General features: G+C 42.6%; 27 protein-coding genes. 11 read left to right on the forward strand and 16 right to left on the reverse strand.

The window, feature by feature from the left end; translation table 11 throughout:
• Positions 1-61 precede the first annotated feature (61 nt).
• From KA717_05395 to ntcA, 7 genes are all read right to left on the reverse strand, one after another.
• The gene (locus KA717_05395) at positions 62-1,000 is read right to left on the reverse strand and encodes a GDP-L-fucose synthase (protein UXE64557.1); all 939 of its coding nucleotides are present in this window, start codon (positions 998-1,000) and stop codon (positions 62-64) included.
• 37 nt (positions 1,001-1,037) lie between these two features.
• Positions 1,038-2,126, reverse strand: coding sequence for a GDP-mannose 4,6-dehydratase (gene gmd / locus KA717_05400; GenBank protein ID UXE62253.1), 1,089 nt, complete (start codon positions 2,124-2,126; stop codon positions 1,038-1,040).
• Between the two features lie 196 nt (positions 2,127-2,322).
• Entirely contained in the window at positions 2,323-3,054 is a 732-nt protein-coding gene (locus KA717_05405) for a sugar transferase (GenBank protein ID UXE62254.1), read from the reverse strand.
• A gap of 106 nt (positions 3,055-3,160) precedes the next feature.
• Positions 3,161-4,291 carry a glycosyltransferase gene (locus KA717_05410; protein UXE62255.1) on the reverse strand — a complete coding sequence of 377 codons (1,131 nt, stop codon included), beginning with the start codon at positions 4,289-4,291 and terminating at the stop codon, positions 3,161-3,163.
• Positions 4,292-4,318: 27 nt separating this feature from the next.
• A complete protein-coding gene (locus tag KA717_05415; protein UXE62256.1) occupies positions 4,319-4,678 on the reverse strand; it encodes a single-stranded DNA-binding protein in 360 nt (119 codons plus the stop codon).
• Positions 4,679-4,810: 132 nt separating this feature from the next.
• Positions 4,811-6,283, reverse strand: a complete 1,473-nt coding sequence (locus KA717_05420; GenBank protein UXE62257.1) for a DUF3084 domain-containing protein — start codon at positions 6,281-6,283, stop codon at positions 4,811-4,813.
• 10 nt (positions 6,284-6,293) lie between these two features.
• Positions 6,294-6,971 carry a global nitrogen regulator NtcA gene (gene ntcA, locus KA717_05425; GenBank protein ID UXE62258.1) on the reverse strand — a complete coding sequence of 226 codons (678 nt, stop codon included), beginning with the start codon at positions 6,969-6,971 and terminating at the stop codon, positions 6,294-6,296.
• A 188-nt stretch (positions 6,972-7,159) separates the two neighbouring features.
• Between ntcA and dxs the strand changes: the two genes are divergently transcribed.
• From dxs to KA717_05440, 3 genes are all read left to right on the forward strand, one after another.
• Positions 7,160-9,070, forward strand: a complete 1,911-nt coding sequence (gene dxs, locus KA717_05430) for a 1-deoxy-D-xylulose-5-phosphate synthase (GenBank protein UXE62259.1) — start codon at positions 7,160-7,162, stop codon at positions 9,068-9,070.
• Positions 9,071-9,234: 164 nt separating this feature from the next.
• Positions 9,235-9,606 (forward strand): hypothetical protein, encoded by a 372-nt coding sequence (locus KA717_05435; protein UXE62260.1) that lies wholly within the window; start codon positions 9,235-9,237, stop codon positions 9,604-9,606.
• Between the two features lie 91 nt (positions 9,607-9,697).
• A complete protein-coding gene (locus KA717_05440) occupies positions 9,698-11,275 on the forward strand; it encodes a DUF4070 domain-containing protein (GenBank protein ID UXE62261.1) in 1,578 nt (525 codons plus the stop codon).
• A 373-nt stretch (positions 11,276-11,648) separates the two neighbouring features.
• On the opposite strand, the gene KA717_05445 is transcribed toward KA717_05440, so the two are convergent.
• Positions 11,649-13,127: a glycosyl hydrolase family 57 gene (locus tag KA717_05445; protein UXE62262.1), complete on the reverse strand. Its 1,479-nt coding sequence runs from the start codon at positions 13,125-13,127 to the stop codon at positions 11,649-11,651.
• A gap of 197 nt (positions 13,128-13,324) precedes the next feature.
• Positions 13,325-13,627, reverse strand: coding sequence for a DUF2499 domain-containing protein (locus KA717_05450; protein ID UXE62263.1), 303 nt, complete (start codon positions 13,625-13,627; stop codon positions 13,325-13,327).
• 343 nt (positions 13,628-13,970) lie between these two features.
• On the opposite strand from KA717_05450, the gene KA717_05455 reads away from it, so the two are divergent.
• From KA717_05455 to KA717_05485, 7 genes are all read left to right on the forward strand, one after another.
• Positions 13,971-14,417, forward strand: a complete 447-nt coding sequence (locus tag KA717_05455; protein UXE62264.1) for a hypothetical protein — start codon at positions 13,971-13,973, stop codon at positions 14,415-14,417.
• 200 nt (positions 14,418-14,617) lie between these two features.
• Positions 14,618-14,965: a rubredoxin gene (locus KA717_05460; GenBank protein ID UXE62265.1), complete on the forward strand. Its 348-nt coding sequence runs from the start codon at positions 14,618-14,620 to the stop codon at positions 14,963-14,965.
• 79 nt (positions 14,966-15,044) lie between these two features.
• The gene (locus tag KA717_05465) at positions 15,045-16,049 is read left to right on the forward strand and encodes a photosynthesis system II assembly factor Ycf48 (GenBank protein ID UXE62266.1); all 1,005 of its coding nucleotides are present in this window, start codon (positions 15,045-15,047) and stop codon (positions 16,047-16,049) included.
• Between the two features lie 84 nt (positions 16,050-16,133).
• Positions 16,134-16,379, forward strand: coding sequence for a cytochrome b559 subunit alpha (gene psbE, locus KA717_05470; protein UXE62267.1), 246 nt, complete (start codon positions 16,134-16,136; stop codon positions 16,377-16,379).
• A gap of 22 nt (positions 16,380-16,401) precedes the next feature.
• The gene (gene psbF / locus KA717_05475) at positions 16,402-16,536 is read left to right on the forward strand and encodes a cytochrome b559 subunit beta (GenBank protein ID UXE62268.1); all 135 of its coding nucleotides are present in this window, start codon (positions 16,402-16,404) and stop codon (positions 16,534-16,536) included.
• A gap of 12 nt (positions 16,537-16,548) precedes the next feature.
• The gene (locus KA717_05480) at positions 16,549-16,668 is read left to right on the forward strand and encodes a photosystem II reaction center protein L (protein UXE62269.1); all 120 of its coding nucleotides are present in this window, start codon (positions 16,549-16,551) and stop codon (positions 16,666-16,668) included.
• Between the two features lie 40 nt (positions 16,669-16,708).
• Positions 16,709-16,828 (forward strand): photosystem II reaction center protein J, encoded by a 120-nt coding sequence (locus tag KA717_05485; protein UXE62270.1) that lies wholly within the window; start codon positions 16,709-16,711, stop codon positions 16,826-16,828.
• 898 nt (positions 16,829-17,726) lie between these two features.
• Here KA717_05485 and KA717_05490 read toward each other — a convergent pair.
• From KA717_05490 to KA717_05500, 3 genes are all read right to left on the reverse strand, one after another.
• Complete coding sequence (locus KA717_05490; GenBank protein UXE62271.1) at positions 17,727-19,571, reverse strand: AAA family ATPase; 1,845 nt, start codon at positions 19,569-19,571, stop codon at positions 17,727-17,729.
• An 84-nt stretch (positions 19,572-19,655) separates the two neighbouring features.
• Positions 19,656-21,557: an ArsA family ATPase gene (locus KA717_05495; GenBank protein UXE62272.1), complete on the reverse strand. Its 1,902-nt coding sequence runs from the start codon at positions 21,555-21,557 to the stop codon at positions 19,656-19,658.
• Between the two features lie 12 nt (positions 21,558-21,569).
• Positions 21,570-22,247: a GvpL/GvpF family gas vesicle protein gene (locus KA717_05500; GenBank protein UXE62273.1), complete on the reverse strand. Its 678-nt coding sequence runs from the start codon at positions 22,245-22,247 to the stop codon at positions 21,570-21,572.
• A 98-nt stretch (positions 22,248-22,345) separates the two neighbouring features.
• On the opposite strand from KA717_05500, the gene KA717_05505 reads away from it, so the two are divergent.
• Positions 22,346-22,678 (forward strand): hypothetical protein, encoded by a 333-nt coding sequence (locus KA717_05505; protein ID UXE62274.1) that lies wholly within the window; start codon positions 22,346-22,348, stop codon positions 22,676-22,678.
• A gap of 289 nt (positions 22,679-22,967) precedes the next feature.
• Here KA717_05505 and KA717_05510 read toward each other — a convergent pair whose 3' ends face one another.
• The 4 genes from KA717_05510 to KA717_05525 form a co-directional block, all read right to left on the reverse strand.
• The gene (locus KA717_05510) at positions 22,968-23,228 is read right to left on the reverse strand and encodes a gas vesicle protein GvpG (protein ID UXE62275.1); all 261 of its coding nucleotides are present in this window, start codon (positions 23,226-23,228) and stop codon (positions 22,968-22,970) included.
• Positions 23,229-23,242: 14 nt separating this feature from the next.
• Complete coding sequence (locus KA717_05515; protein UXE62276.1) at positions 23,243-23,983, reverse strand: GvpL/GvpF family gas vesicle protein; 741 nt, start codon at positions 23,981-23,983, stop codon at positions 23,243-23,245.
• Between the two features lie 9 nt (positions 23,984-23,992).
• Positions 23,993-24,466 carry a gas vesicle protein K gene (locus tag KA717_05520; protein UXE62277.1) on the reverse strand — a complete coding sequence of 158 codons (474 nt, stop codon included), beginning with the start codon at positions 24,464-24,466 and terminating at the stop codon, positions 23,993-23,995.
• 667 nt (positions 24,467-25,133) lie between these two features.
• Positions 25,134-25,544, reverse strand: coding sequence for a gas vesicle protein (locus KA717_05525; GenBank protein ID UXE62278.1), 411 nt, complete (start codon positions 25,542-25,544; stop codon positions 25,134-25,136).
• Positions 25,545-25,547 lie beyond the last annotated feature (3 nt).

Here is a 25,547-nt window from a genome sequence, read left to right on the forward strand (position 1 = left end):
TGAGTTCTCCCTGGGTATTCTTATTCCGTCTTATTGTCTAAGAGCCAGTGCTAATCATGTTTTAACTAGCATGATTTTTATACCAATCAATGGTATTTTTTAAGCCTTGACGTAGATCGATTTGGGCTGTAAATTCAAAGGCAGCTTTTGCCTTACTGGTATCCAAGCAACGACGGGGTTGACCATTCGGTTGATCGGTTTCCCAGACAATTTCCCCCTCAAAATTCATTAATTCGCAGATCAATTCAACCAGATCTTTGATAGAAATTTCATAATTGGTTCCTAAATTAATCGGATCGGACTGATCGTAAAACTGGGTTCCCATCACAATACCCCGTGCCGCATCGGTTGAGTATAAAAACTCGCGGGTCGGACTGCCATCTCCCCAAACGGCTAGGGTTTTATCACCTCGTTGTTGTGCTTCATAAACTTTGCGAATTAAAGCTGGAATGACATGGGAACTACGGGGATCAAAATTATCTTCTGGGCCATAGAGATTAACGGGTAACAGATAAATACCATTAAAACCGTATTGTAGGCGGTAGGACTCTAATTGTACCAAAAGAGCTTTTTTCGCAATGCCGTAGGGAGCATTTGTTTCTTCGGGATAACCATTCCAGAGATCTTCTTCTTTGAAGGGAACAGGGGTAAATTTGGGATAGGCACAGATCGTCCCGACACAGACAAACTTTTCCACACCCGCTTCCTGGGCCGCATGGATAATCTGGGTTCCCATCATTAAATTATCGTAGAATAACTCGGCTGGCTTTTCCCGATTCAGGCCAATACCACCGACATGGGCTGCTAGATGGATAATAATATCCTGTTCTTTAACAACGGCCTGACAATTTTCCCAGCGTCGTAAATCCTGATCGCGCGATCGCGGCACAGTAATTTTTTCGGGTTCAGCCCCTGCTTGACACAATTGGTCAACCACTTGTTTGCCTAAAAAGCCAGCTCCTCCTGTTACCACAATCCGTTTATTACTTAAGGTTGTCACCATTTTTCTATCCTCATAACTGGGTTAACCGAATGCTTTAGTCAACCATTATGCTGGTTGGTTGACGAACGAAGGCATTATCTTGGGAAAGGAGAAATTTTTCTCGCTCTGTTTGGTTAGGAGAGGTTAAACCTAATACTGATAAATCTGCTTCTACCATGAGACGCACTAACTCCTCAAAGGTGACAGAGTAATCCCAATGCAGAGTCTGTTTGGCCTTCGTGGGATCACCAATCAAAAGGTCAACTTCGGCAGGGCGCAAATATCGTTCATCAAAGGCAACATAGTCTTCCCAGTTAAGGTTAACGTATTGGAAGGCAACATCTAAAAATTGACGAATCGAATAGGTTTCCCCCGTGGCAATGACATAGTCATCTGGTTCACTATGTTGAAGCATTAACCACATGGCACGAACATAGTCCTTCGCATAGCCCCAGTCCCGCTTAGAATCAAGATTGCCTAAATACAATTTTTTCTGGGTTCCAGCGACAATGCGAGCGATCGCCCTGGTAATTTTACGGGTGACAAAGGTTTCTCCGCGTCGTGGCGATTCATGGTTAAACAAAATGCCATTACAGGCAAACAGATCATAGGATTCGCGGTAATTAACCGTTTGCCAATGGGCATACACCTTAGCACAGGCGTAGGGACTGCGAGGATAGAACGGCGTTGTTTCTTTTTGCGGAATTTCCTGTACTTTACCAAACATTTCCGAAGAACCGGCTTGATAAAATCGGACTTCAATACCGGTTCGTTGTTGATAATCCCGAATCGCTTCGAGTAATCGTAGGGTTCCCATACCCACTGCATCAGCCGTATATTCTGGCGAGTCAAAACTGACCCTCACATGGGACTGGGCTCCTAAATTATAAATTTCCTCAGGTTTAACCTGCTCCAGAATACGACGTAAAGTTGTTCCATCGGTTAAATCCCCGTAATGAAGAAATAATCGCGCCTCTGGATTATGGGAGTCAGTATAAATATGGTCAATTCGATCTGTGTTAAAGGTCGAAGTACGGCGAATAATACCATGAACAACATAACCTTTTTCGATCAGCAATTCGCTTAGATAGGAACCATCTTGACCTGTAATGCCTGTAATTAAGGCAACTTTCCCATTAGACATCAGTACACAATCCTGTAATTTATTTTATTGACGAATTTGTCTCCATCTAAGATATCAGACTCTAGCAATTTAGAAAGCCGTCTGCTCACAAAGAGGGTATGTAGTTCAATAAAAAAAAACTCCTGTCTTTAAGGTTGAGCAAGAGATTTTTCAGGGAAAGTACTATAAAATAAACGGCGATCACCTAAATAGAACCTTAATAGGCTCCGTTATTATTGGGGAAGATCACCACCCCAAAGGTCTTGATAATAATCCAGAGATCCAGGAGTAGATTGCGGTAGTTTACGTAATAAACATCAATTTGTACCCGTTGAGGGTAGGGAATATCATTGCGACCAGAGACTTGCCACAGACCTGTTAGACCCGGTTGGATACTCAATACCTTATTAATACGATTACTGTATTTGTGTAACTCTTCAGGAACTAGGGGACGGGGGCCGACTAAACTCATATCTCCTATCAGCACATTCCAGAACTGGGGAAACTCATCTAAGCTGGTAAGACGCAAAAACTTACCAATCCAGGTGATACGGGGATCATCCCGAAGTTTAAAGTTTTTCTCAAATTCTTCCCTGGTACGGGGACAATCTGCCATTAGGGATTCCAAAACTTCATCAGCATTGGTGACCATTGTCCTAAACTTAATACAGTTGAACAATTTGTGATCCTTGCCAACCCGTTGCTGAACATAAAAAACGGAACCCGGTGAACTCGTCGCAATTAGAAGGGCAAGAACCAGGTAGAGAGGCGAGAAAATAATCAATACAGAAAGTGAAAAGACAATATCAAAAGCTCGTTTCGCGATCGCCCCGTCTAGGGCTTGCAGCCAGGAAGCTTGATATCTTCTTTGGGAAAACGTAGGAGAAAACCCACGTCTCATCAAAGCTTGAACAGCCTTGACAGAGATAAGTTGGCTATTAGCAGTCATCGTACTCCTTCACATCACATCACACCACACTGTCCCAATGATAAAGCTAGATAAGCCGAATTAGACTGATCCAGACTAAAAAAAGAGACTTTTTTGTTGCTGAACCCTAGACAAAAAATGTCTGACAACATTCCTCTAGGAACCTCTGATAAGACGTTGCAAAGATTGCTTGAGAAAATTTTGCCGCCTGTTGACGACAAGGCTCTGGGTTAAATTGATGCTGAAGTTGAGAAAAAGTTTCAACTGTCTGCACCAAGGAAGCCGGATTTTGCGCTGCAAAGAACAGCCCTGTCCCCTCTTCAGGATTTTGACGCAAATCGATGACAGTTTCAAGGGCACCACCACCACCATAGGCAATAACTGGAGTTCCACAGGCCTGGGCCTCAACTAAGGCAATGCCAAAGTCCTCACAGGCTCCATACACAAAAGCTTTTGCTCGTCCCATATAACTTTCGACCACCGTATTGGGTTGACTCCCTAACAATTGAATGTTGGGTTTGGCGATCGCCTGTAGTTTAGCCAGATCTGGGCCATCGCCAATCACCACCAGAGGAAGCCCCAATTGGTTAAAGGCAAGCACAATTAATTGAATGTGTTTATAGCTTACTAAACGGGAGACTGTTAGATAAAAATCCTCCTTTTGAGTTTGATAGGAAAATCGCTCAATATTAACCGGCGGATAAATGACTTTGGCCTCTCGACGATAACACCGCCAAATCCGTCTAGCCGTATGACGAGAATTGGCAATAAAATAATCCACTCGATTGGCCGAAATTACATCCCAAAGTCTGAGGCGATGCAGCAGATAACGAGTCAAAATGCCAGGCAAACCTTGACCCATCGCACTGTGATTGAGATAGTCAAAGGTGAGATCCCAGGCATAGCGCATAGGAGTGTGGCAATAACAGAGATGGAGTTGGTGAGGGCTAGTTAATACACCTTTGGCCACCGCATGGGATGAGGAAAGAATAACGTCATAGTTGCCCAAGTCTAGTTGTTCGATCGCTAAGGGTAACAGAGGTAAATATTTCTGTACACCATTGACCGCCAGGGGAAAGTTTTGTAAAAAAGTTGTGCCAATTTTGCGGTTAAATAAATAGCTCTTGGGATTGGTCGATTCAAAGTCAATTAAAGCGTAAAGATCCGCTTCCACTTGCTCTAAAATCGCCTGAACTACTAACTCCGATCCCCCCGTTGCTTTTGGGGTTAACCATTCATGCACAAGGGCATATTTCATAAGCGTTGCTTGGCAGTTAATCTTTGCTTAAAATTCACCCTCACTGTATCCCATCGAAGCTTCGTTATCTCGTTTAGAACCTAGTAAGTCAAGACGTTCTACACGAATAATCGGTTTAGATTTTTTAGCTCCAGTAGTGCGATCACTCCATTCTTCAATTTTAAGAGACCCTTGAACACCGATTAAATTCCCCTTTTTAACGTAACTGGCCGCAATTTCTGCCGTTTTCCCCCAAATTTCTAGTTCAAACCAATCAGGCTCATCGGATTTTTTACCGATACGATTAACGGCAAGGGTTAAACTGCATTTCATACTGCCTGATTCAAAATAGCGCACTTCTGGATCTCTTCCTGCCCGTCCCACAAGATTAACAACATTAACGCTCATAGATTATGCCTCTATATATTTGTTCAGGTTTTAAGGTTTAATTTTAGGTGATTTTAAGCCAAAAGCCATCCTCTATAATCAAGAATCTTCGGCGATCGCCTGGATGAAGTTGATTTTACTGAAACGCTGAAATTAGGTTCCAAAAATGATCTCTCCATTTTTCAGCGCAATTAAGCGCAATTTTAATGGGCCAACCGTAAACGTATCATTAGTTGTTACCACACGAATTTCATCAGGACGTTGATTAGTGCTACTAATATCCTCAATAAATTTAATCAAGGTTTTAATACGGCCATCCTCCACTTGAATACTGCCTAAAACCCCTTCTCTTCTGGCTCGAAATTGGGCGGCTGAGAGTAAATAATCGAGTCGTTTTTGAATATCTTCTTCTGTAAAATTAGACGATTCCATCGAAATTGTAGCAATATTTTCATCTTCTTTAAAAATGAGTTTATTGGGAGCAACATCAGCGAACACCCGAATATCATTTTCTCCCTGAACGTAGTTACCCGCCGAGATAATTCGTATAACATAATCTTCGCCATCTTTCAGTTGTTCACTGAGTTGATCTACCTGGGCCTTGGTAATTTTAACAATGGGTTCACTAGGCGCGGGTTGATTGGCAGGACGGGTTGCTTGGAGAGCGACTTTATTAGCCTGTCGTAGAAGTTCATCCACCGCTTGATTGATGGCATTCGGATTCATGATCCGCACGGCTCCAAAGGCTAGGACTTGACCCCGCAAGAGTGCGATTTTTCGTTCTCGTAAATCTTGATAGTTTTGATAATATTGTTCTAAGACCTGAACTTCTCGATTCAGAAAGCTCAATTCATTTTCTAAATTTTTCAGTTTATTTTCCCGCAATTTAATATTACGATCCTGAAGCGCGATCGCCTGGTCTAACTGGTCAATATGAGCATCACGTTGGTTAATATCCGCTTGTAACTGTTGACGTTGGGCTTCCAGGGTAGCAAACCTTTCTTTGAGAGCTTGTAACCGTTCTTGACGTTGAAACAAAATTTTATCCTGTTCAGCAATCTTTTGTTGACGTTTACTTAACTCTTGATCTCGTAATTTAACCTGGGCTTGTAACTTATTCATCTCCAAGACCAGTTGTTGTTTTTGCCTAACAATTTGTTCTCGTTCCTGAAGGAGATTTTGAACATCCTTTTGCAGTTTTCTAGCATCAGCAGAGGTTTGCTTCAGCTTGGCTAAAGCACGATTATAATTAGCATTAATTTCTTTACTGAGTTTTTGGACTTCAACCTGTTTTGTCTTAGCTGCCTTGAGACGTTTTTCAATGCTGTCTTTTTCCACCGCCGCTTGCTGCAATTCTGACTGAGCCTGACGCAATTGTTTCAAAATATCATCAAGCTTAAAAATGCCTTCTCGTAAAGATTTACTAAAGGAGAATAAAATGCCCAGGGTCGAAGCCGAAATCAGAATTCCGGTTAAAACTGTCAAAACGACTGCTGTTTGTCGAGGACGAAGATTAAAGAGGCGTAGTTTTGCCTTGCCAACTTTGCTACCTAAATTATCCCCTAATGCCGCAATGATACCACCCAGCACTAATATGGCTGCCACCAAAATATATGCACTGGTCATAAAAGCTATTTCAGGTAAATTGTTGGCTAAGGGCTACCGGATTATGAACGGTGATTTTCTTTTTGACAATAGAAATCATATTACCTTCCCTTAAATCTCCCAATAGACGGGTAACGGTAACTCTGGTAGAGCCAATGGCTTCGGCGATCGCCTGGTGAGATAATTTGAGATCAATGCGAATTCCTTCGGCCGTCGGTACACCGAAATCCCGACAGAGAATCAATAAAAAACTGACAAGACGCGATCCCATATCTCTATGGGCCAAGGTTTCGATCATCATTTCCGTTTGCAGAATGCGGGAGGAAAGACCCTGAAGCATCAGCATAGCCAGATCGGGATGTTCCTTAAGGGCCTGTTCTACCTGTTCAATCGGAGCCGAGAGTAATTCGACCGGAGTAAAAGCCACCGCATGATAAAAGCGATCGGAGCGTTGGCCCGTTATCAAAGAGAGAACACCAAAAACACTATTTTCTCGTAGAAGCGCGACTGTAATTTCTTCCCCAGCTTCATAAACACGGGATAATTTCACGGCTCCCTTGAGGAGAAAATAGACCCGCTCTGCTGGGTCGCCTGGAAAAAAAATCGTTTTGCTGCGTTCAAAAGTTTCTACCACTGGGGGAAAAGACTCATTTCCCAAACGGCGAAAGACAGCAGTGAGTGGTTTATCTTGGGTTAGCGACGGATCCATCGATATTAGTCTAAGACAGGGAGAAGGGTCTGAGTCCCTATTCTGTAACATGATGTCTTAAAAAGTAAAGGTGTTTTAGGGATTTGTTGCGATCGCACAACCGACTCTTCCCATTCACCTCACCCTAATTTTCCTGTCAATATCGATTTATGATAGAAAACAGTGAACAAAGATCAAGAAAACCCCCTATGCACATTAGTGAACTGACTCACCCTAACCAGTTACAAGGGCTTTCCCTCCGTCAACTGGCAGAGATTGCCCGTCAGATACGGGAAAAGCATTTACAAACCGTTGCAACCAGTGGTGGACATCTCGGACCCGGTTTAGGGGTGGTCGAACTCACCGTTGCCCTTTACTCAACCCTCGATTTAGATCACGACAAAGTGCTCTGGGACGTAGGCCATCAAGCCTATCCCCACAAAATGCTAACGGGCCGTTATGACCGTTTCCATACCTTGCGCCAGAAAGATGGTATTGCCGGTTATCTCAAACGTTGTGAAAGTAAATTTGATCACTTTGGGGCTGGTCATGCTTCCACCAGTATTTCGGCTGGCTTAGGCATGGCTTTGGCGAGAGATGCCAAGGGTGAAAATTTTAAAGTGGTTGCTATCATTGGCGATGGAGCTTTGACGGGTGGAATGGCCCTGGAAGCCATTAACCATGCAGGACATTTACCTAACACCAATTTGATGGTTATCCTCAATGATAACGAGATGTCTATTTCTCCAAATGTGGGGGCCATTTCCCGTTATCTCAATAAAGTTCGTCTCAATCCTACGGTTCAAAATTTAGCCGACAATTTAGAAGAGCAATTTAAACATCTACCCTTCCTGGGTGATGCCCTTACGCCGGAAATGGAGCGCATGAAGGAAGGCATGAAACGGTTAGCCGTTCCTAAGGTCGGGGCAGTTATCGAAGAATTAGGCTTTAAATATTTTGGCCCCATTGATGGTCATAACTTACAGGAATTAATTGATACTTTTAAACAAGCCCATAAAGTCCATGGCCCTGTTTTTGTCCATGTGGCAACCATTAAGGGAAAAGGTTATGATTTAGCCGAAAAAGACCAGGTTGGCTACCATGCCCAAAGTCCTTTTAATTTAGCGACAGGGAAAGCCTATCCGCCCAGTAAACCCAAACCGCCGGGTTACTCTAAAGTATTTGCCCATACGCTGACCAAGTTAGCGGAAGAAAACCCCAAAATTATTGGCATTACGGCAGCCATGGCTACGGGGACAGGCTTAGACAAGCTGCAAGCTAAACTACCAAAACAGTATATTGATGTCGGTATTGCGGAACAACACGCTGTCACCCTAGCGGCTGGGTTGGCTTGCGAAGGAATGCGTCCGGTGGTGGCCATTTATTCCACTTTCCTACAACGGGGCTACGACCAAATCATCCATGATGTGTGTATTCAAAAGTTACCCGTCTTTTTCTGTTTGGATCGGGCGGGAGTGGTCGGAGCCGATGGCCCTACTCACCAAGGCATGTACGATATTGCCTACCTACGCTGTATTCCCAATCTCGTGATTATGGCTCCCAAGGATGAGGCAGAATTGCAACGAATGTTAGTGACTGGCGTTAACTATACTGAAAGCGCGATCGCTATGCGTTATCCTAGGGGGAATGGTATAGGAGTTCCTCTCATGGAAGAAGGCTGGGAAGCCCTAGAGATCGGCAAGGGGGAAATTCTACGCAGTGGTGATGATGTTTTACTGTTGGGCTATGGTTCAATGCTCTATTCGGCTCTGCAAACGGCAGAAATTTTGAGTGAGCATGGGATTGAAGCTACCGTCGTTAATGCCCGCTTTGTTAAACCCTTGGATACCGAGTTAATTCTGCCCTTAGCCAAACGCATTGGTAAAGTCGTCACCCTCGAAGAAGGTTGCTTAATCGGCGGTTTTGGCTCTGCTGTTGTGGAAGCTCTGGCGGACAATAATATTCTGGTTCCCGTCAAACGTTTAGGGGTTCCTGATATTTTGGTGGATCACGCTGAACCTAACGAATCTTTTGCCAGTTTAGGTTTAACGACTCCCCAAATCGCTGAACAGATTCTACAGACCTTTTTCAATAGTAAAATGCCCGTTGCGGTCGGTTAAGTATTTCTCCTTAGTATTTAGTAACTTTATTTCCCCTGGTTTTAAATAACAGGGGCTTTTTTTACGGCCCTAACGATAACGTTATTCTGACCACGACCAATGTCCTGAAGGAAGCCTGGTTTGGTCGTAATGAGTACTATGGATACGGCGGCGGGGCCAGTTCTGTGATGGTGATGGCCTTTAGCGGAAGTGGAGATCTTGGTTCAGTCACGATCGCTTTACCCGATACCTTTCCTTATACAGGGAACCTTCTTCCTCCCAATCAATCCATTGGTAATGGACTCCCTGACCCGATGGTACGAATGGATACTAGTCATTTTTCAAGTTTAGTGGGGATTACGGGCGATCGCATTAGTCGTGTGGAAATCGGTTCCTCGAGCGACAATTGGGTTGCAGATGATTTAACCTTTGAGACTCCCATACCTGAACCGCTCACAGTTTTGGGGGCAATTTTGGGGTCAATGGCCGCGATCGCCTTTGCAACACCTTTTGAACGAAAATTGGCCCAAGACAGAAATGAACAAAAAGACAGTTAGGGACCAGCAAGATAGTCTCAATCCTCATCAATTCTCATAAATCTATCTTTTTTACGTTAAATTAACCTTATCCTTAACTTTCCCCGATAGTATGCGAACTTTACTGATCTACCCCTTGTTTCCCCCTACCTTCTGGTCTTACGAAAAGATTTTGGAATTAGTTAATCGCAAAGTGTTACTCCCGCCCCTGGGACTGATTACCGTGGCAGCAATTCTTCCCCAAAACTGGGAATTTAAACTAGTTGATCGTAATATTCGCTCCGTTACCGAAGAAGAATGGGCTTGGGCTGAGGTGGTGATCCTATCCGGCATGATCGTACAACGGGGAGATTTATTAGATCTTGTTCGGGAAGCAAAACGACGCAATAAGCTAGTGGCGGTGGGTGGCCCCTATGCAACCTCTGTACCGGAAGAAGTGCAAGCGGCAGGCGTGGATTTTCTGGTCTTGGATGAAGGGGAATTGACTCTACCCAGATTTGTTGAAGCGATCGAACGGGGAGAAACCCAGGGTATTTTCCGTGCCACTGAAAAACCAGATGTCACCATTACTCCTGTCCCTCGCTATGACCTCTTGGAATTAGCTGCCTATGATTCCATGTCAGTACAGTTTTCACGGGGTTGTCCCTTCCAATGTGAGTTTTGCGATATTATTGTTCTCTATGGTCGTAAACCTCGCACCAAGGCTCCTGAGCAATTACTCAAGGAATTGGATTATCTCTACGAACTAGGCTGGCGACGTAGCATTTTCATGGTGGATGATAACTTCATTGGCAATAAACGTAACGTTAAATTATTTCTTAAAGAACTCAAAATCTGGCAAGCTGAGAAACAATACCCTTTCCGTTTCAATACGGAAGCTTCTGTGGATTTAGCGGATGATCCGGAATTAATGAATTTAATGCTGGAATGCAATTTCGATGCAGTATTTTTAGGCATTGAGACCCCTGACGAAGATAGTTTAGAATTTACGAAAAAATACCAAAATACCCGCAGTTCTTTAGCCGATTCGGTAGATCGCATTATGGCTGCTGGTTTACGCCCCATGGCAGGCTTTATTATCGGTTTTGATAACGAGAAAAAAGGGGCGGGGGAAAGGATTATTCGCTTTGTAGAAACGGCGGCGATCCCCACTGCCATGTTTGGAATGTTACAGGCGTTACCCCATACGGCTCTTTGGCATCGTCTAGAAAAAGAAGGGCGTTTACGGGATATCGGCAAACAGGATATTAACCAAAGTAGTTTGATGAATTTTGTGCCGACTCGTCCTTTAGAAGATATTGCCCAGGAATACATTGAAACCTTCTGGGAACTCTATGAACCGAAGCGTTATATTGATCGCGTTTACCGTTGTTTTCTGAAGCTAGGTCAACCAAAATGTAAGGCTCCTGCTAAATTTCCCAGTGGGGAAGATCTTCGAGCCTTAGGCATTGTGATCTGGCGACAGGGAATTAAACGAGATACCCGTTGGAAATTTTGGCATCATCTCTTTGGTATTTTGAAAAATAATCCGGCTCTCTGGGAATATTATTTAATTATGTGTGCCCATAATGAGCATTTTCTCTACTATCGTCAAATTGTGCGGGATAAAATTGAGATTCAGGTTGAGGAATATTTAGCACAACAAACTCAGGTATCAGTGAAGGCAAAGGAGGGTGTTTTGGTTAGCTAGTTTTTAAATGATCAAATGCGTTCTAATTGATTTTTTATCCCCCCTAATTCATCGGCAGTGGTATCGTCCGGCGGGAGACGAAAAGACTTACAGTTAGAGGGGTTCAACAAAGCACACGAATTTGAAGTAACTCCTCCTTTTTTAGTGGGCTTAAACTCCCATTCAAAATTATGATTTTGACTAAATTCTACTTTTTTCGGCGTTTTTCAGCGATCACCTAGATTGTGAAGCGTCAAATAATGCTAGAGAGCAGCTTAACGGATATGAAGTCGTGTCATGTAGAGAGACACAATATACTCAGAAAAATCCCTCATTTTTCAGAGGGAATTACTAGAGTCGAGATTAACTAAAAAGTGAGCTAAAGAGTGGGGAACTATTTCGTAATCGCTTCACCTCGACGATAAAGTTCACGGGCATAGTCTGTCCAGGTTCCTTGTCCCCAATAGCGGAAACAACTGGTTTCTACCAGCATAGTATAAAGTAGGGCTTCTTGATAATCAGGACGTTGCGTAATATCTTTATTCTTTTGTACCAGGTCATCATATTTTTGGTGAAATAGAGCACTGAGTTGATTCATCGGCTCTAGCACATTTTCATAGCCCTGTACCCAACTCAGATTATCTGTCCAGGAGGCTCCATCCATATGAAAGCGATAATCTATTTGTTGCAGTTCGGCGATCGCTTTTTCTACCGCTTCAGGAGTAGCATGATTAACGTCAACCCGTTGCCAGATTTTATGTTGTTGAACGGCCTGAATTTCTGGATAGTCTTGAGGATTAGCCCCCGCCGCCTCAATTAATTCTAAATATTCTGTGCCATTTAAAGGAACTGTGCCTGTTTTGCCGCCCCCTTGAGCACCAATTTCTTGATTAATGCGAATATAATCGCGGGGAAATTCATTCATCATCACCCCACCATTTTCACCATCAGCAATTTGAGTCACCAAAGAAGGAATAGAAACCTGCCCCACTGACTGTTTACCTAGTCCTTTCGCCTCAAAATAGGGCTGCATTTGAGCAACTAATTTGGTGTCGGAACCTTGGGTTTTAATCAGAGCCGTAATACTCACTACTTCGCCCTGGGAATTGCGGGCAACTAAACGATTCGGAATATATTTTTGTGACTGCCAAAGCCCTGAGCTATCCAACCGTTCGACGGAATGTTCCTGCACCATTAGCCACCGATAACCGCATTCTTTTAAGGCTTTAATATATTCATACAAGGTGTCAGGATGATTGGGTAGGTGCATTTCTGGTGGCGAAAAACCCTTAACTCGTTTTAGGGCATCATAGCCAAAAATAGCCGCAAAATGATGTTGCCAGGCAAGAATTTGTAGTTTGAGATCGGGAATCGGAGTAGAAGGCACTACGGCATGACTCCACATCGTTCCTAGCCATTCCACGTAGGGTTGATATTGAGGGTTACAGGCTAAATTTTTTAAATTATCTAAAATATCATTGCGTCCCATTTGCTGAAACCCCCAGAACAAATTGCCGGAATAATCCAACATAATGCGGGGATTGCAGCCTTCTTGAAGTAGTTGGGGAATGATTTCACCTAAACGACGATAACACCAGGCAAAGGGATCAGCGTTATGATTATCGCCTTCGCCTGGATGTTCATACATATATTGTAAATTACTAATTAATTCTCCATTGCGACCGGCTGGAATGGTCGGTTGGTGCATATGAAGCGCACAGGCAAATCCGGCATTAATATCTTCTAAGCGTAGATTGGTTGAACCTAAAAAAATGGGGTCATTATGATTAACAAGTTCCAAAATTTTAGCTTCTTCACCGGCGATCGCGGGTAGGGCGGTTTGTAAGTGAGGAGCATTTAGCGTAGCAACCATAGATATTTTCCTTGGGTTGGACGGTCATGATTGATGGCCATGAACCATTGAGTGAACTATTTTGATAATAACACTCGATGGAGATCCTTCTAGCTCAGGTAAAAAGTGAAAATGTCAAGGAGATATAATATTTTCTGATCGATGATTTGAGTAAGTATTTTTCCCTAGAGAATTGTCAAGAAATCTATTAAGAAATATCAAGAAGAATAACGACTAGAACGCCAAATCCACCAACCAGAGAAACACAGTGTACAGTTCCCCAGTACTGTTGTTGTGGCTTGGGTCGTGACTAACCAATCTAAACTGGGTAAATTATCGAAAAAGTGCCAAACACAGGCACACATAGCACTAATTAAGGCCGGTAACATCCCCCAGGAAAGAACACGCCAATAATAATTTCCTGTGACTTCACCATATTTCCAGACCAGAGCGATCGCGGCTATCCACTCAATCACACTAGCAACATGAATGATCCAGGTGGGAATGGAAAGAGCGTGCATGGTTAAAATCTCCGCAATGGGCTAACACAAGTCTGATTCTGTTTAATTTACAACAACTCGGTAGAATAGAGCAAACAGGCTCAGCAATTCTAAATTTGCCCTGTAGCAAGGGTTTCAGGTTTTAGTTCGCGTAATACGGGGTAAAATTCAACGGGATTAACAAGTTCATTTTACGAGTCTTCCGGCTTTTAGGTGTAATAGTACACCTAGAATTGCCCAAAAACCCCCTTTAAAATGTTCTTTAAATCCCTCAAAGGTTAAAACTGAGAATTGCTGTGATCGGTGGTTAATTCCCCAAAAAATTGTTAATATTTATTTACATTCAGCCAGGAGACCTGACGCTATGACGGTTGACAATAATCTTCCCCAAGACAATTCTTCAGTTGAGGTGGTTGCGGAGAACTCTGCCCTGGTTCCCTCAGATTCGCAATCAGGACAAGAACTTCAGACGGAGGGTGCCGTTGTTTTGCCTACCATTGAAACAGAAAGCTTAAAAGCAGAAACCAAAGCTCTCCTCGAAGCCATTCAAACCAAAGCCTTTAACGAAGCCCAGAAAGCCGGTGAGTTTGCCCGTGAGAACTATCTAGAAGCTGTCCGTAAAGCCAGGGAACAGGTGGAAAATCTTAATCTCTTCGATCCCGATCGCATCGAAAGTGCCATTCAACAACTCCAGTCCGATGTGGAAAAAGATTGGGAAAATGTCGTCAAGCAGGCCAACGACTTCGGCGATCGCCTAGGGGAAGCGGCTAAAACAGCCTGGGAAATTTTGACCCAACCCAAAGCGAAATAATTTGCTTGGCTCTCTTTGATTAAGATAGGTAAAGGGAAATTCATTTTTTTCCCATAACTTCGCCAAAAAATCCTCGCAACACCTCATCTTGGTAGGCTTGGGCGGCTTTTTCTCAAAGGCAATAGTCCCGAAAGCTGATAATGGGGTGTTTTTGTGTGATAATTTGTTACAGACATTTTCAGATTTGCTTAAGTTAAGCAATGAGCGATCGCAAACCCGAAAAAACCCTAGCCGAACAAGCCTCGCCTAATTACGAATGCCGTGCCTGTGGCTACATTTATGTACCTGCAAAAGGCGATCAAAAAGGAAATATTCCCCCTGGGACTCCCTTTGAGGCATTACCGGATCCTTGGCGTTGTCCTGTATGTGGTGTGCCAAAACGTCAGTTTATGAATACTGGCTCTGGCGATGCCCCCTCTGGCTTTGAGGAAAATCTTAACTATGGACTTGGGTTTAACCGCCTCACTTCCGATCAGAAAAATCTGCTGATTTTTGGCGGACTTCTCCTCGGCATTATCTTTTTTCTGAGTCTTTATGGCTTAAATTAATGCTGATTTGTATCTTAACGGTATTCTCTCCAGACCATTGGACTGGAAGTATTAATTCTGAGTGCCTTAGCAGATGTTTATGAATTTCTTAAGGCAAAAACTGAAACAAATTGTTATCTTATTTGCCATTTCTGTTTTTTGTATTAGCTGTAGTAAAATTCCGGCCCTAGAGTATAACCCCTGGTCAGTCATTGCCTTGGAAACGGATTCCACCTTTGCCGATATCGCCTTCACTGACGATGAACAGCATGGCTGGTTAGTCGGAACCAAGGAAACGATTTTTGAAACAACGGATGGGGGAACTATCTGGCAACAGCGTCTTCTCAATCTGGAAAACGAGAAAGCTAGTTTTACCGCCGTTAGCTTTAATGGTCAAGAAGGTTGGATTACGGGTAAGCCATCGATCCTTCTCCATACTCAAGATGGAGGCACAACCTGGACTCGTATTCCCTTAAGTGAGAAACTGCCTGGTGCGCCTTACCGTATTATTGCCCTAGGGCCCCAAACTGCTGAAATGATTACCGATCTGGGGGCAATCTATAAAACCAGCAATGGTGGTAAAAACTGGAAAGCTCTGGTAGAAGGGGCCGTTGGTGTTGCTCGTACTATTGAGCGATCGCAGGATGGTCGCTATGTGGCAGTATCAGCCAGAGGAAATTTTTATTCCACCTGGGAACCGGGGCAAACAGAATGGACACCTCACAACCGTAACTCTTCCCGCCGTTTACAAAAAATGGGCTACGGTCAAGATGGTCGTCTCTGGTTACTGGCACGAGGTGGACAACTGCAATTCAGCGATGATCCTGCTGCGGAAGTTTGGGGAGACGTGGTTTCTCCTTTAGCGAAAAGTAGCTGGGGACTCCTAGATCTTTCCTATCGAACGCCTGAAGAAGTTTGGGTTGCAGGGGGAAGTGGCAATCTTTTGGTCAGTCAGGATAATGGTATTACCTGGCAAAAAGACCAAGCCCTAGAGGATGTACCGGCCAATCTTTACCGTGTCGTCTTCATTAAGCCGGATAAAGGCTTTGTTTTGGGGCAAAATGGTATTCTACTGAAATATAATCCCACAGTAGAAGCGGCCTAACTTTAGGCCAATTCCTTGAACGGCTGAGTCCGTTCCATTAAATAGTAAACTAAGATTTATGCTTTTCTTTGGAGGAGAACATTCATGTCTGGTACCACTGGCGAACGCCCATTCACCGATATTGTCACCAGTATTCGTTACTGGGTTATTCATAGCATTACCATTCCTATGCTATTCATTGCTGGCTGGTTATTTGTCAGTACTGGTTTAGCCTACGATGTTTTTGGCACCCCCCGTCCTGATGATTATTTCACTCAAACCCGTCAAGAGCTTCCTATTATTCGTGAACGCTATGATGCGGGCAATGAAATCAATCAATTTAATCAGTAGTTAACACAATAGGTAATAAATAATGGCTACTAACAATCCTAATCAACCCGTTACATATCCCATTTTTACTGTGCGCTGGTTAGCCGTTCATACCTTAGCGGTTCCGACTGTTTTCTTTATCGGTGCGATCGCTGCTATGCAATTTATTCAACGCTAGGAGTTAACTAACATGGACAGAAACATAAATCCCAATCGGCAACCTGTAGAGTTAAACCGTACTTCCCTCTTTTTAGGGTTACTTCTGATCGCAGTTTTAGGAATTCTTTTCTCTAGCTATTTCTTTAACTAAACTATTTCTTTCATTATTGGGTATTACTAGGAGGGCATTCATGTTTGCAGAAGGTAGAATTCCTTTGTGGATCGTTGGCGTTGTCGCTGGTTTAGGCGTGATTGCCGTTGTTGGGCTATTCTTTTATGGAGCCTACGCTGGTTTGGGATCTTCTATGTAATTGAGATCTAACCTAAAATAAATTCAACCTTATATCGCCATTGAAAAAACCGTCAGTTGCCCTTGGTCGCTGGCGGCTTTTTATTATGTTAGTCTGGGGCCATAAAGCCCACATTCCGTACTAAAAACAAGGACAAAGAAAATAAGAAAAACTCTCATGACAACAGATAATATCTTGTTGTAAATTTTTCGTTGATTATGTCTAATGTTATCACGGAAGTCTTATGATCTCTTTTCCCAGGAAAAGCTATCAACGAATTATTTACAGGTAGTTATTTCTTCTGTTTTTTCTCTGGCTTCATTCAATATTCCTATATCCGTTGGATATTTGGCGTTGCTTAATCAGGGTATGAAATAGAATTTTGCATACATCTAGAAACCAGTGTGAGTCAATGTTTTAAAAATTGCATCTTTAGAGATTCATACCTCAAGTCAGCAACGCCCGATTTTCTTCGTCCAATTTCCCCTCAAACAGGTTTTTGAAGTTTTCCAGTGTTTTTCTGCGTACTGTTCTTTGCAGTACATACTATTGAGGGGAGGGATGCAAGGTTTTCGGCTCATTTTAGCTTATTTTCCTACACCTTTGACATTGTATATTGTTATTGTTATTATGGCAGGGCAAACGCATCTAAATTCTAGACTCCTTATCTGATAAGACTTTCAGCGTTTCATAAAAAATCAATCATGATCTCGGAAACCCTTATCCAGCCTACCTTTCAAAAATAAGATGCGTTCGCCCTGGTTATTATGGCTATACTCTTTTCTCTATAAGGGTTTTAGCCTTTTTCAGTAAGCCCTAATTAGACCGATTATTGCAGACATTCTGGCAAATTTTCCTTTTTAGGATGGTTTTCCTGAGTTGAGATTCTCCCTCCTTACTTTAAGTAAGGGGGAAAAAATTAATTGGCACGCTGTTCAACCAACATTTGGTAAGCATGATCAAAATCAGCCGTTGTAATGCGAATCTCAGCCGGGTCAGTCATTCCCTGATGGCGATAACGACGAATTGCCATCAGGGCCGCTTGGTTACATAATAACGCTAAATCTGCGCCATTCCAGCCTTCGGTTGTCTCGGCCCAATAGCCTAAATTCACATCCTCTAAAGGACGTTCATCATTATGAACCCCTAGAATTGCTAAACGACTAGAGGCATTCGGTAAATCAACTTTTAACTGTAAATCCAAGCGTCCCGCTCGCAATAAGGCCGGATCTAACGCATCTGGACGATTAGTAGCCCCAATCACTAAAATCGTTGCCCCCGTTTGCAACCCATCTAACTCCGTGAGGATTTGTCCTACAACCCTGTCACTCACTCCTGAATCCCCACTATAACGACCTCTTGCTGGGGCTAAAGTATCAATTTCATCAATAAAAACCACACAAGGGGATGCCTGACGAGCTTTGGCAAACAACTCACGCACCGCCTGTTCACTCGCCCCTACCCATTTACTCAAAAGCTCAGGTCCATTAATACTAATAAAATTAGCTCGCGCCTGAGATGCAACCGCTTTGGCCAATAAGGTTTTTCCCGTTCCGGGGGGACCCCAAAGTAAAATCCCTTTGGGAGCTTGGGCTTTGGTTTGCGTATATAATTGCGGATGGAGTAATGCCCCTTCCACGGACTCCTGTAGGGTTTGTTTAATCTGTTCAAGTCCGCCAATATTGTCCCAAGCCACATGGGGAGATTCCACTTCCACAGACCGCAATACCGCCGGTTTAACTTCTTTAAGGGCTTGTAAAAAGTCAGCTTGAACCACCGTCATTGTTTCGGGAATTTGCGAATCAATCGTAGGAACCTGGCGTCGCAAAGCACTATAGGCCGCTTTCTGACAAACGGCTTTTAAATCTGACCCGACAAATCCCACCGCATTATCGGCAATCAGAGCTAGGGAAACTGATTCATCTAGGGGCATGGAACGGGTGAGAATCTGGAGGATTTCTAAACGGCCTTTGCGGTCAGGCACCCGAAAGAGAACTTCTCGGTCAAACCGTCCAGGACGACGGAGGGCAGGGTCAAGATGGTCGGGACGGTTTGTCGCCGCTAGAACAATCACCCCTTGACTTTGGGCAAAGCCATCCATTAAACCCAGCAATTGGGCTACCAATCTTTTTTCGACTTCCCCTTCAACTTTACTGCGATCAGGTGCCATGCTGTCAATTTCGTCAATAAAAACGATACAAGGCGCATTCTTACTAGCTTTTTCAAAAATTCCCCGCAGTCTTTGCTCAGCCTCCCCATAATATTTACTGATTACCTCCGGTCCGACTAAGGCAATATAGTTAACATCAAGTTCTTCGGCCAAAGCACGGGCGGTTAGGGTTTTACCTGTTCCAGGAGGGCCGACTAAGAGAACGCCGCGAGTAGGTTCAAGTCCTAACTTGGCCAACAAGTCAGGGCGTTTCAGAGGAATGGCAATTAGTTCTTTGAGTTCCTTAATCACTTCCGTCAATCCACCAACATCTTTCAGGGAAGCCGTAGTGGGTTCTTCGGGCGGTGTCATACTGTCTTCAACCCCTGAATCGGTGGAGGATGAGCGATGGCGATTGACCTCAAAATCACCCCCATCAGAATTGCTCGGGCGAGAAACTCCTCCTGAACGGGGAATACCGCCAGAACGGGGAATATTACTCAAGGAACGAGAATTAAATTGCACTTCGGTTTTAATTTCCCCTTTTTCCAGTTTTTCTTCTAAGGTTTTGGCTAGTTCGACTAATTGCTCAAAGCCTTTGAATAATTCTGCCATAAAATTTCTCCTGAATCAATTGAAGGATGGGGACTGGATGATAGATGGGGTTAAGAAGTCCGACTTGATTCAGACTAATTACCTTTAGAATAACAGATCTGCCGCGCCTTTTACCCTGGCTAGAGGTTCTACTGACCGGGGTAAACTGGGTAAGCGGATCAAAGTTTGAGCTGGGAATAAATCCTGATCAATTTCCTCATTAGCGTGATAACGATTCTGCACGACATAACGTTGATAGACTCCCATTTTTTTCAAAGATTCTGTCAATCGCAGTTGTTCAGCAACGATCGCATCTTGGGCTTGTAAAATTCCAATAAATTCTGTATGTTGGGGGTCTTTTAGTTTTTTCTGGGCATACATCACTTGTTGTCTTAAGGTTCGCAATCGTCCCATTAAATCTACGCGCCCTAAGACATTTTGATACTTTATCCAAAGCTTAAAAATCCAACTTAACCAATCTCCTAAAGCCGTTGGCATTTCCAAAAATCGCAGGAGATGACCGGTAGGAGCCGTATCTAAAATAATCAAATCTTGTTGTTTCTGGTCTAATAAATCCATCACTGTTACTAGGGATAACATTTCATCAATTCCTGGCAGAGATTGAGCTACAATTTGTCGCCAAGCTTCTGGAGTATAAGCTAGTTTGATGTTTCCTTCTTCCTTACCTTCACCACTAATCATTTCTGCCAGTTCCCATAAATAATCATCCCGAAATTTTTCTAAAATGATATTAGCATCAACTTCTTGACCACTTAAATTAGCAGTTAATTGTGTGGATTGATGTCCTAACTTTGTCCCAAAGGCATCTCCTAAAGAATGCGCTGGATCAATAGAAATAATTCTAATTTTTTGATCGGGATAACGATTAGCTAACGCCCAACCAATGGCCGCCGCAACGGTTGTTTTTCCCACCCCTCCTTTACCACCAATGATAATGAGTTGGCGTTTATCGTCAATAAAATCACTAAAACTCGGCAGAATTTTTTGCGGCCATTGAAGAGGAGGCGGGGTAATAAATTCTACTTTTTCGAGGATTTTAATTTGACTCATGATCTGATCTAATGCTTCACCTCCTAGGGGTTCTTTTACTTGTTGGGGCAGGGTGAAAATTGTCTCTTGACCTGGAATTTTTAGGAATTTATCGAGAAGTTGCTGTTGCTCACTATAGCGATCTAAATTTTGATTAGGGTCCGTTAGAATGCGATTAATAAATAAGCTGCCGCAGGGAATGTTTAAGTGATGCAAACTATTGAGTAATCGTTCGGTTTCTAATAAACTCATCGGTTCAGCAATTGCTACAATTAAACAAAGAGTAAAATCTCGATCTTGTAGGAGTTGTTTGCCTTCGGTTAATTCTGATTTTGTTTTGACTAAAAAGTCATCCACATCATCGGCATTGTCGGTTTTTGAAAAAGTTTGCGAAATAACACGGTGTTTTTCTTGAAACAACTCTAAAGAATTGAGAATAATCTCTAAAAAATCTTTAATTTCCAATAAATTTAAGGTATGACCAGAGGGAGCCATATCAACAACAATTCGATCAACAACATTCTCAATAAGTAATCGTTCAATTTCTAATAGACCCATGATTTCATCTAAACCTGGCCAGTCCAAATCCCAAACGGGAGTTAAATCTTCTCCTTCAACAAAACTGCCTCGTTCTACTAAAAGTTCTAAAAATTTTCCGTATTTTGCTTTAAATTCTAAAAGCAATTTTTCCGCATCTAATGCCCTAACTTTTAAGTTAGGTAAGTCTTTTACAGGTAATGCCTCATCGCTAACTTCTGTTTGCAATACATCCCCTAAAGAATGAGCAGGATCGGTTGAGATTAACAGGATTTGTTCCTCGGGGAATAATTTAGCCCAACGGCGAGCAAATCCACAGGAAAGGGTGGTTTTTCCCACTCCTCCTTTGCCACTAAACATAACTAAATGTCGAGTGTCATAACGACTTAGAGAGTTATTTACCAAGTTAAAGTTAGTCATAGAGAAATCAAGTTAAGTAAAGTGATAGGGGGGAGAAACTTGTCCTAATTGTAATTCCCAACGGGGGCAGGCTTTCTGCCAACGCAAGACTTGCTCAATTAGTAAAGGTTCTTCTTGAAAATTAACTAAAAGATAAATTCGTGATTCTGTCCCTGGAGCAGTAATAATCCTCGTTGACGAATAGCTTTGGCTCACTAAATGCACGAGATTTTGCCATTCTGAACCTTGCAAAGTATAAAAATCTTGTTGGGCTTCATAATGCTGTTTTTTTGCTAAAAAATATTGTCGCCCCTGGCTTTCAGAAAAGAGTACAGGCTCTTCTAACTTACGGGTAATACATTTTAAAAAATATTCCCCTTTTCCTTCAAGTTGTTCAATTTTCTCTTGATATTCTTGGGCATGAGAACAAAGATAAGTCAGTAAATTTTCCGCCTCTAAAAAAGATGTACCAAAACGTAAGGGTAAAATAGTGGTTTGTTGAAATAATTCACAGATGACCCTATCATGACATAAAACCGATTGAATCAAGCGTTCATCATCATTTTGTAAAGTGTCTAAACAAACTTCGGGTTCAACTACAGCCGAGAGATCTCCACCAGTTATCAGTAACAATGGGTTAGCCATTCCAACCGGGAATACTAGGCTTTCTATAGGGGTCTTCAAAAAAGCGTAGGCATATAGATTGTACAATTTCATAGGGTTTACCAAAAGAAAATTGACGATTTTTTACAAATCTTTATATTGGGGCGTTGATATGCTAGAATATCCTAAGTTATTCGGGGATTGTTATGACAACCACTCGTTCACCCAGACCAATTAGATCTAAAATTAGCACCATGCCTCGGAAACAATCTGAAGCAGATCACCAACTTGAGCTTTATAAGTTAATTACTGAAAAACAACGTATCCAAGAAAAATTAGAACTGATGGAGCTGCAGAGCCAGCAATTAAAAAATCGTCTGACGTTTGTGACAGAGCAAATTGAGACTACAGAACAAAGTATTCAAAATTTGCGTACAGTCAATCCTCCTAGTTTAGCTAAAAAACCTGATTCCCCTAAAACTGTTGCTCACTCCTCTAATAATTCTAGTAATTTCCAAGCTTTTTACCTAGAATATTAAGGCTTAGTCAAGGGCTGGTTCTGACCAAGCTTCAACGAGTCAGGGCAAACGCATCTAAATTCTAGACTCCTTATCTGATAAGACTTTCAGCATTTCATAAAAAATCAATCATGATCTCGGAAACCCTTATCCAGCCTACCTTTCAAAAATAAGATGCGTTCGCCCTGTTCAACGAGTTCTTGTGCTTGTCAAATCCGTCCTTATTAAACTTACAACTTGTGATTTCTGTCCATGGCTTATAGGGTGAGAAAAATTGCCAGTTCTGAGACTGAAGAAGTATATAAAAATTTTAGAGAGAAGATTCAGATTGGTTTTCTGCCTCCTCTTCTTCTAAGGCTTGAATTTTTAATAAAAGTTCTTCTTCCCTAATTTCAAACTCTTCCTCAGGAATATTGCCCATATCGTAAGCTAGTTGTAAGGATAATAATAATTTGTGCAAATTTTCAGACTCATCATGTTCTATATTTGCACGCTCTTGAATTTTCTCTCCAATCCAGATCAGACCTCCAATAGGACCGGTAACAGGAAGAAATAAAAGATCGAGAAACATAACTAATACTCTCCTTATATAAGTTGGGCAAAGGTATAGGGTGCAGTTAAGTTATTATAGCGGATTCTTAGGCGATCGCCAAACTGCTGATCGATCGCTTCGACATTTTGGCTAAATTCTGGCTCTTGCTCCCAGGGAATTAAATAAGCTGCATTGTAAATCATGTCATCGGTCATCGGATCGCTTTCAACCACCTCTTGGGCCCGATGATTTAATTGATCTCTAAAGACTTGAATAATGCCTTGTTTCCGTTGAAATACAGTGGCTTCAATGAGTTGACCTATATGGATAATTTCTTCCATATTTAAGTTTTTCCCCATCATCGCATCTCGTTCTTGCTTTAACTTAGGATTAGACTCCAAAGCCGCTTGTAATTCCCACTGATTATCCCAAAAAATCTTAATGCTAACTTCTCGTTGGCCTGACAGTTTAGCAAATAATTCTTTCAGTTGGGTTTTATAGGGATTAATTAATTGTTCGGTGACGGATTCCCATGTTTTGGTAACTAAGCCGAACCGCAGGGGCAACAACGTTGTAAACCCTGCTTCCATGGCACTTTCTAATACTTTTTCATGGCAAATTAAATAGCGACGGGATGCCAAATACTTCTCTTTATGAGCAGCGGAGTAAAGAAAACTAAAACCATCAATCATCTCACTGTGAACTGGCTCATTATCAATCCCTTGCAAAACGAGTCCGTCAGGAACTGGTTCGGGAAATATGCCATATAAATAAAGACCCACTGTCATCAGCATTCTCCCAAATTAAACCGGCTGAGAAGTTAAAACCAAACGAAGCTTTAGATGAATTAGATCTAGTTGAGCTAAACCCAGATCAACATTTCCTTCCACAACAACTCCCGTATTGAGGAGTCGATCCACTAATTCTAACACAGAAGGCTTAATACCCTCCTCTCCCGGGTAATAACTCCCTGCTTCCGGTAAAAGAGTGCCAAACTCTCCTAGGTGGACATTCAACTCTTCTGGCTCAATTTCAAAAATTTCACACAAATAGAGAATTTGTTCTTGCAATTTTTGGATACTTTCTGCAGCTCTATCTAAATCAGACTCACTGAGAATCCCCTTTTCCATCCGGCGAATGATTTGGGCTTCGAGCAGTTGGCGTACTAGCTCCACGACAGTTAACAGTAAAGGGGCTAAACCGGCTTGGCTATTACTTTCTGGACGGGTCAGCAAGGCTTGATTATCAGAATCGTAAGGTGTGCAAGCAAGTGTCATGGTTAGAATTGAGTAGATGAGCAGTTCTTAACGGTGAGTCTCTAGTGGGGGAGCTTAACCAAGAAATTTTATCTGAGGGAGGAGAATGATGTAACTAAACAATGTCAACTTGCCTCTGCCCTGTGACGAACTCCCCCGACAAGAGGAATGTGCCTGACGTTCGGACTGGTACCATGGCTCTCCATTGCCTCAGATTGGGGTAGGGATTTTAAGGATTGAAGTTTAGATCCTAGGGTTTGAAGTCGGCGTGAAAGTTCTTAGGTTGCTGCCAATAAAACATAGGATTGGGGATAGAGACAGGGGTCCGCTCTTCCACCCATTAGTTGCTATCTCTCTTGCTCTATCGCCTCTATTATCAGAGGCAATCGCTAACTGGTGTAAACTTCTTTACCGTTTGAGGATTCAAGTGAGGAATTTCAATGTATATAAAGAATGTGCATGATCGTTGGGACTGGTACCACGGCTCTCCATTGCACTCGATTTGGTTAAGGATTTTACGGTTTGAAGTCGGTGTAAAAGTTCCAGGTTTTCTGCGAATAAAGCTTGGCATTGGCTAGGGAGGTAGGGATAACCTTGCAAGCAGTTAATCGCCATTTCCCTTACTTGGTCAAGAGGAGCAATCGTCTCGTGTAAATTCCCTAACCTTTGAGGATTCAAGTGAGGAATTTCACGCATCTGAGGGATGTGCTTCATTGTTCGGACTGGTATCATGGCTCTCTATTTTACCCAATTGAGTTAAGGATTTTAAGGTTTCAAGCTCAGTTTCCATAGTTTGGAGTCGGAGTGAAAGCTCTCGATTCTCTGCTAGTAAAGATTGGGATTGGCTATGGAGGTGGGGATCCCCTTCCCACCAGTTGATTCCCATTTCTCTTGCTTTATCAACAGAGGCAATTAACAAACGAATGCGGATATTTAGAAGTTCAGTGGAGGCGATCGAAACGGAAATATCGCCGGCAATCACAATTCCTTTATCTAAAACTCGTTCAAGGATATCCGCTAAACTCGAACCTTGAGTTGCTGTTTTTAGGGAGTTGCTTGATTGGTTTTTGAGCGAGCCAGCAAAAGTAGAAGAAGTCACGGT

The organism is Woronichinia naegeliana WA131, assembly GCA_025370055.1.
Lineage (GTDB): Bacteria > Cyanobacteriota > Cyanobacteriia > Cyanobacteriales > Microcystaceae > Woronichinia > Woronichinia naegeliana.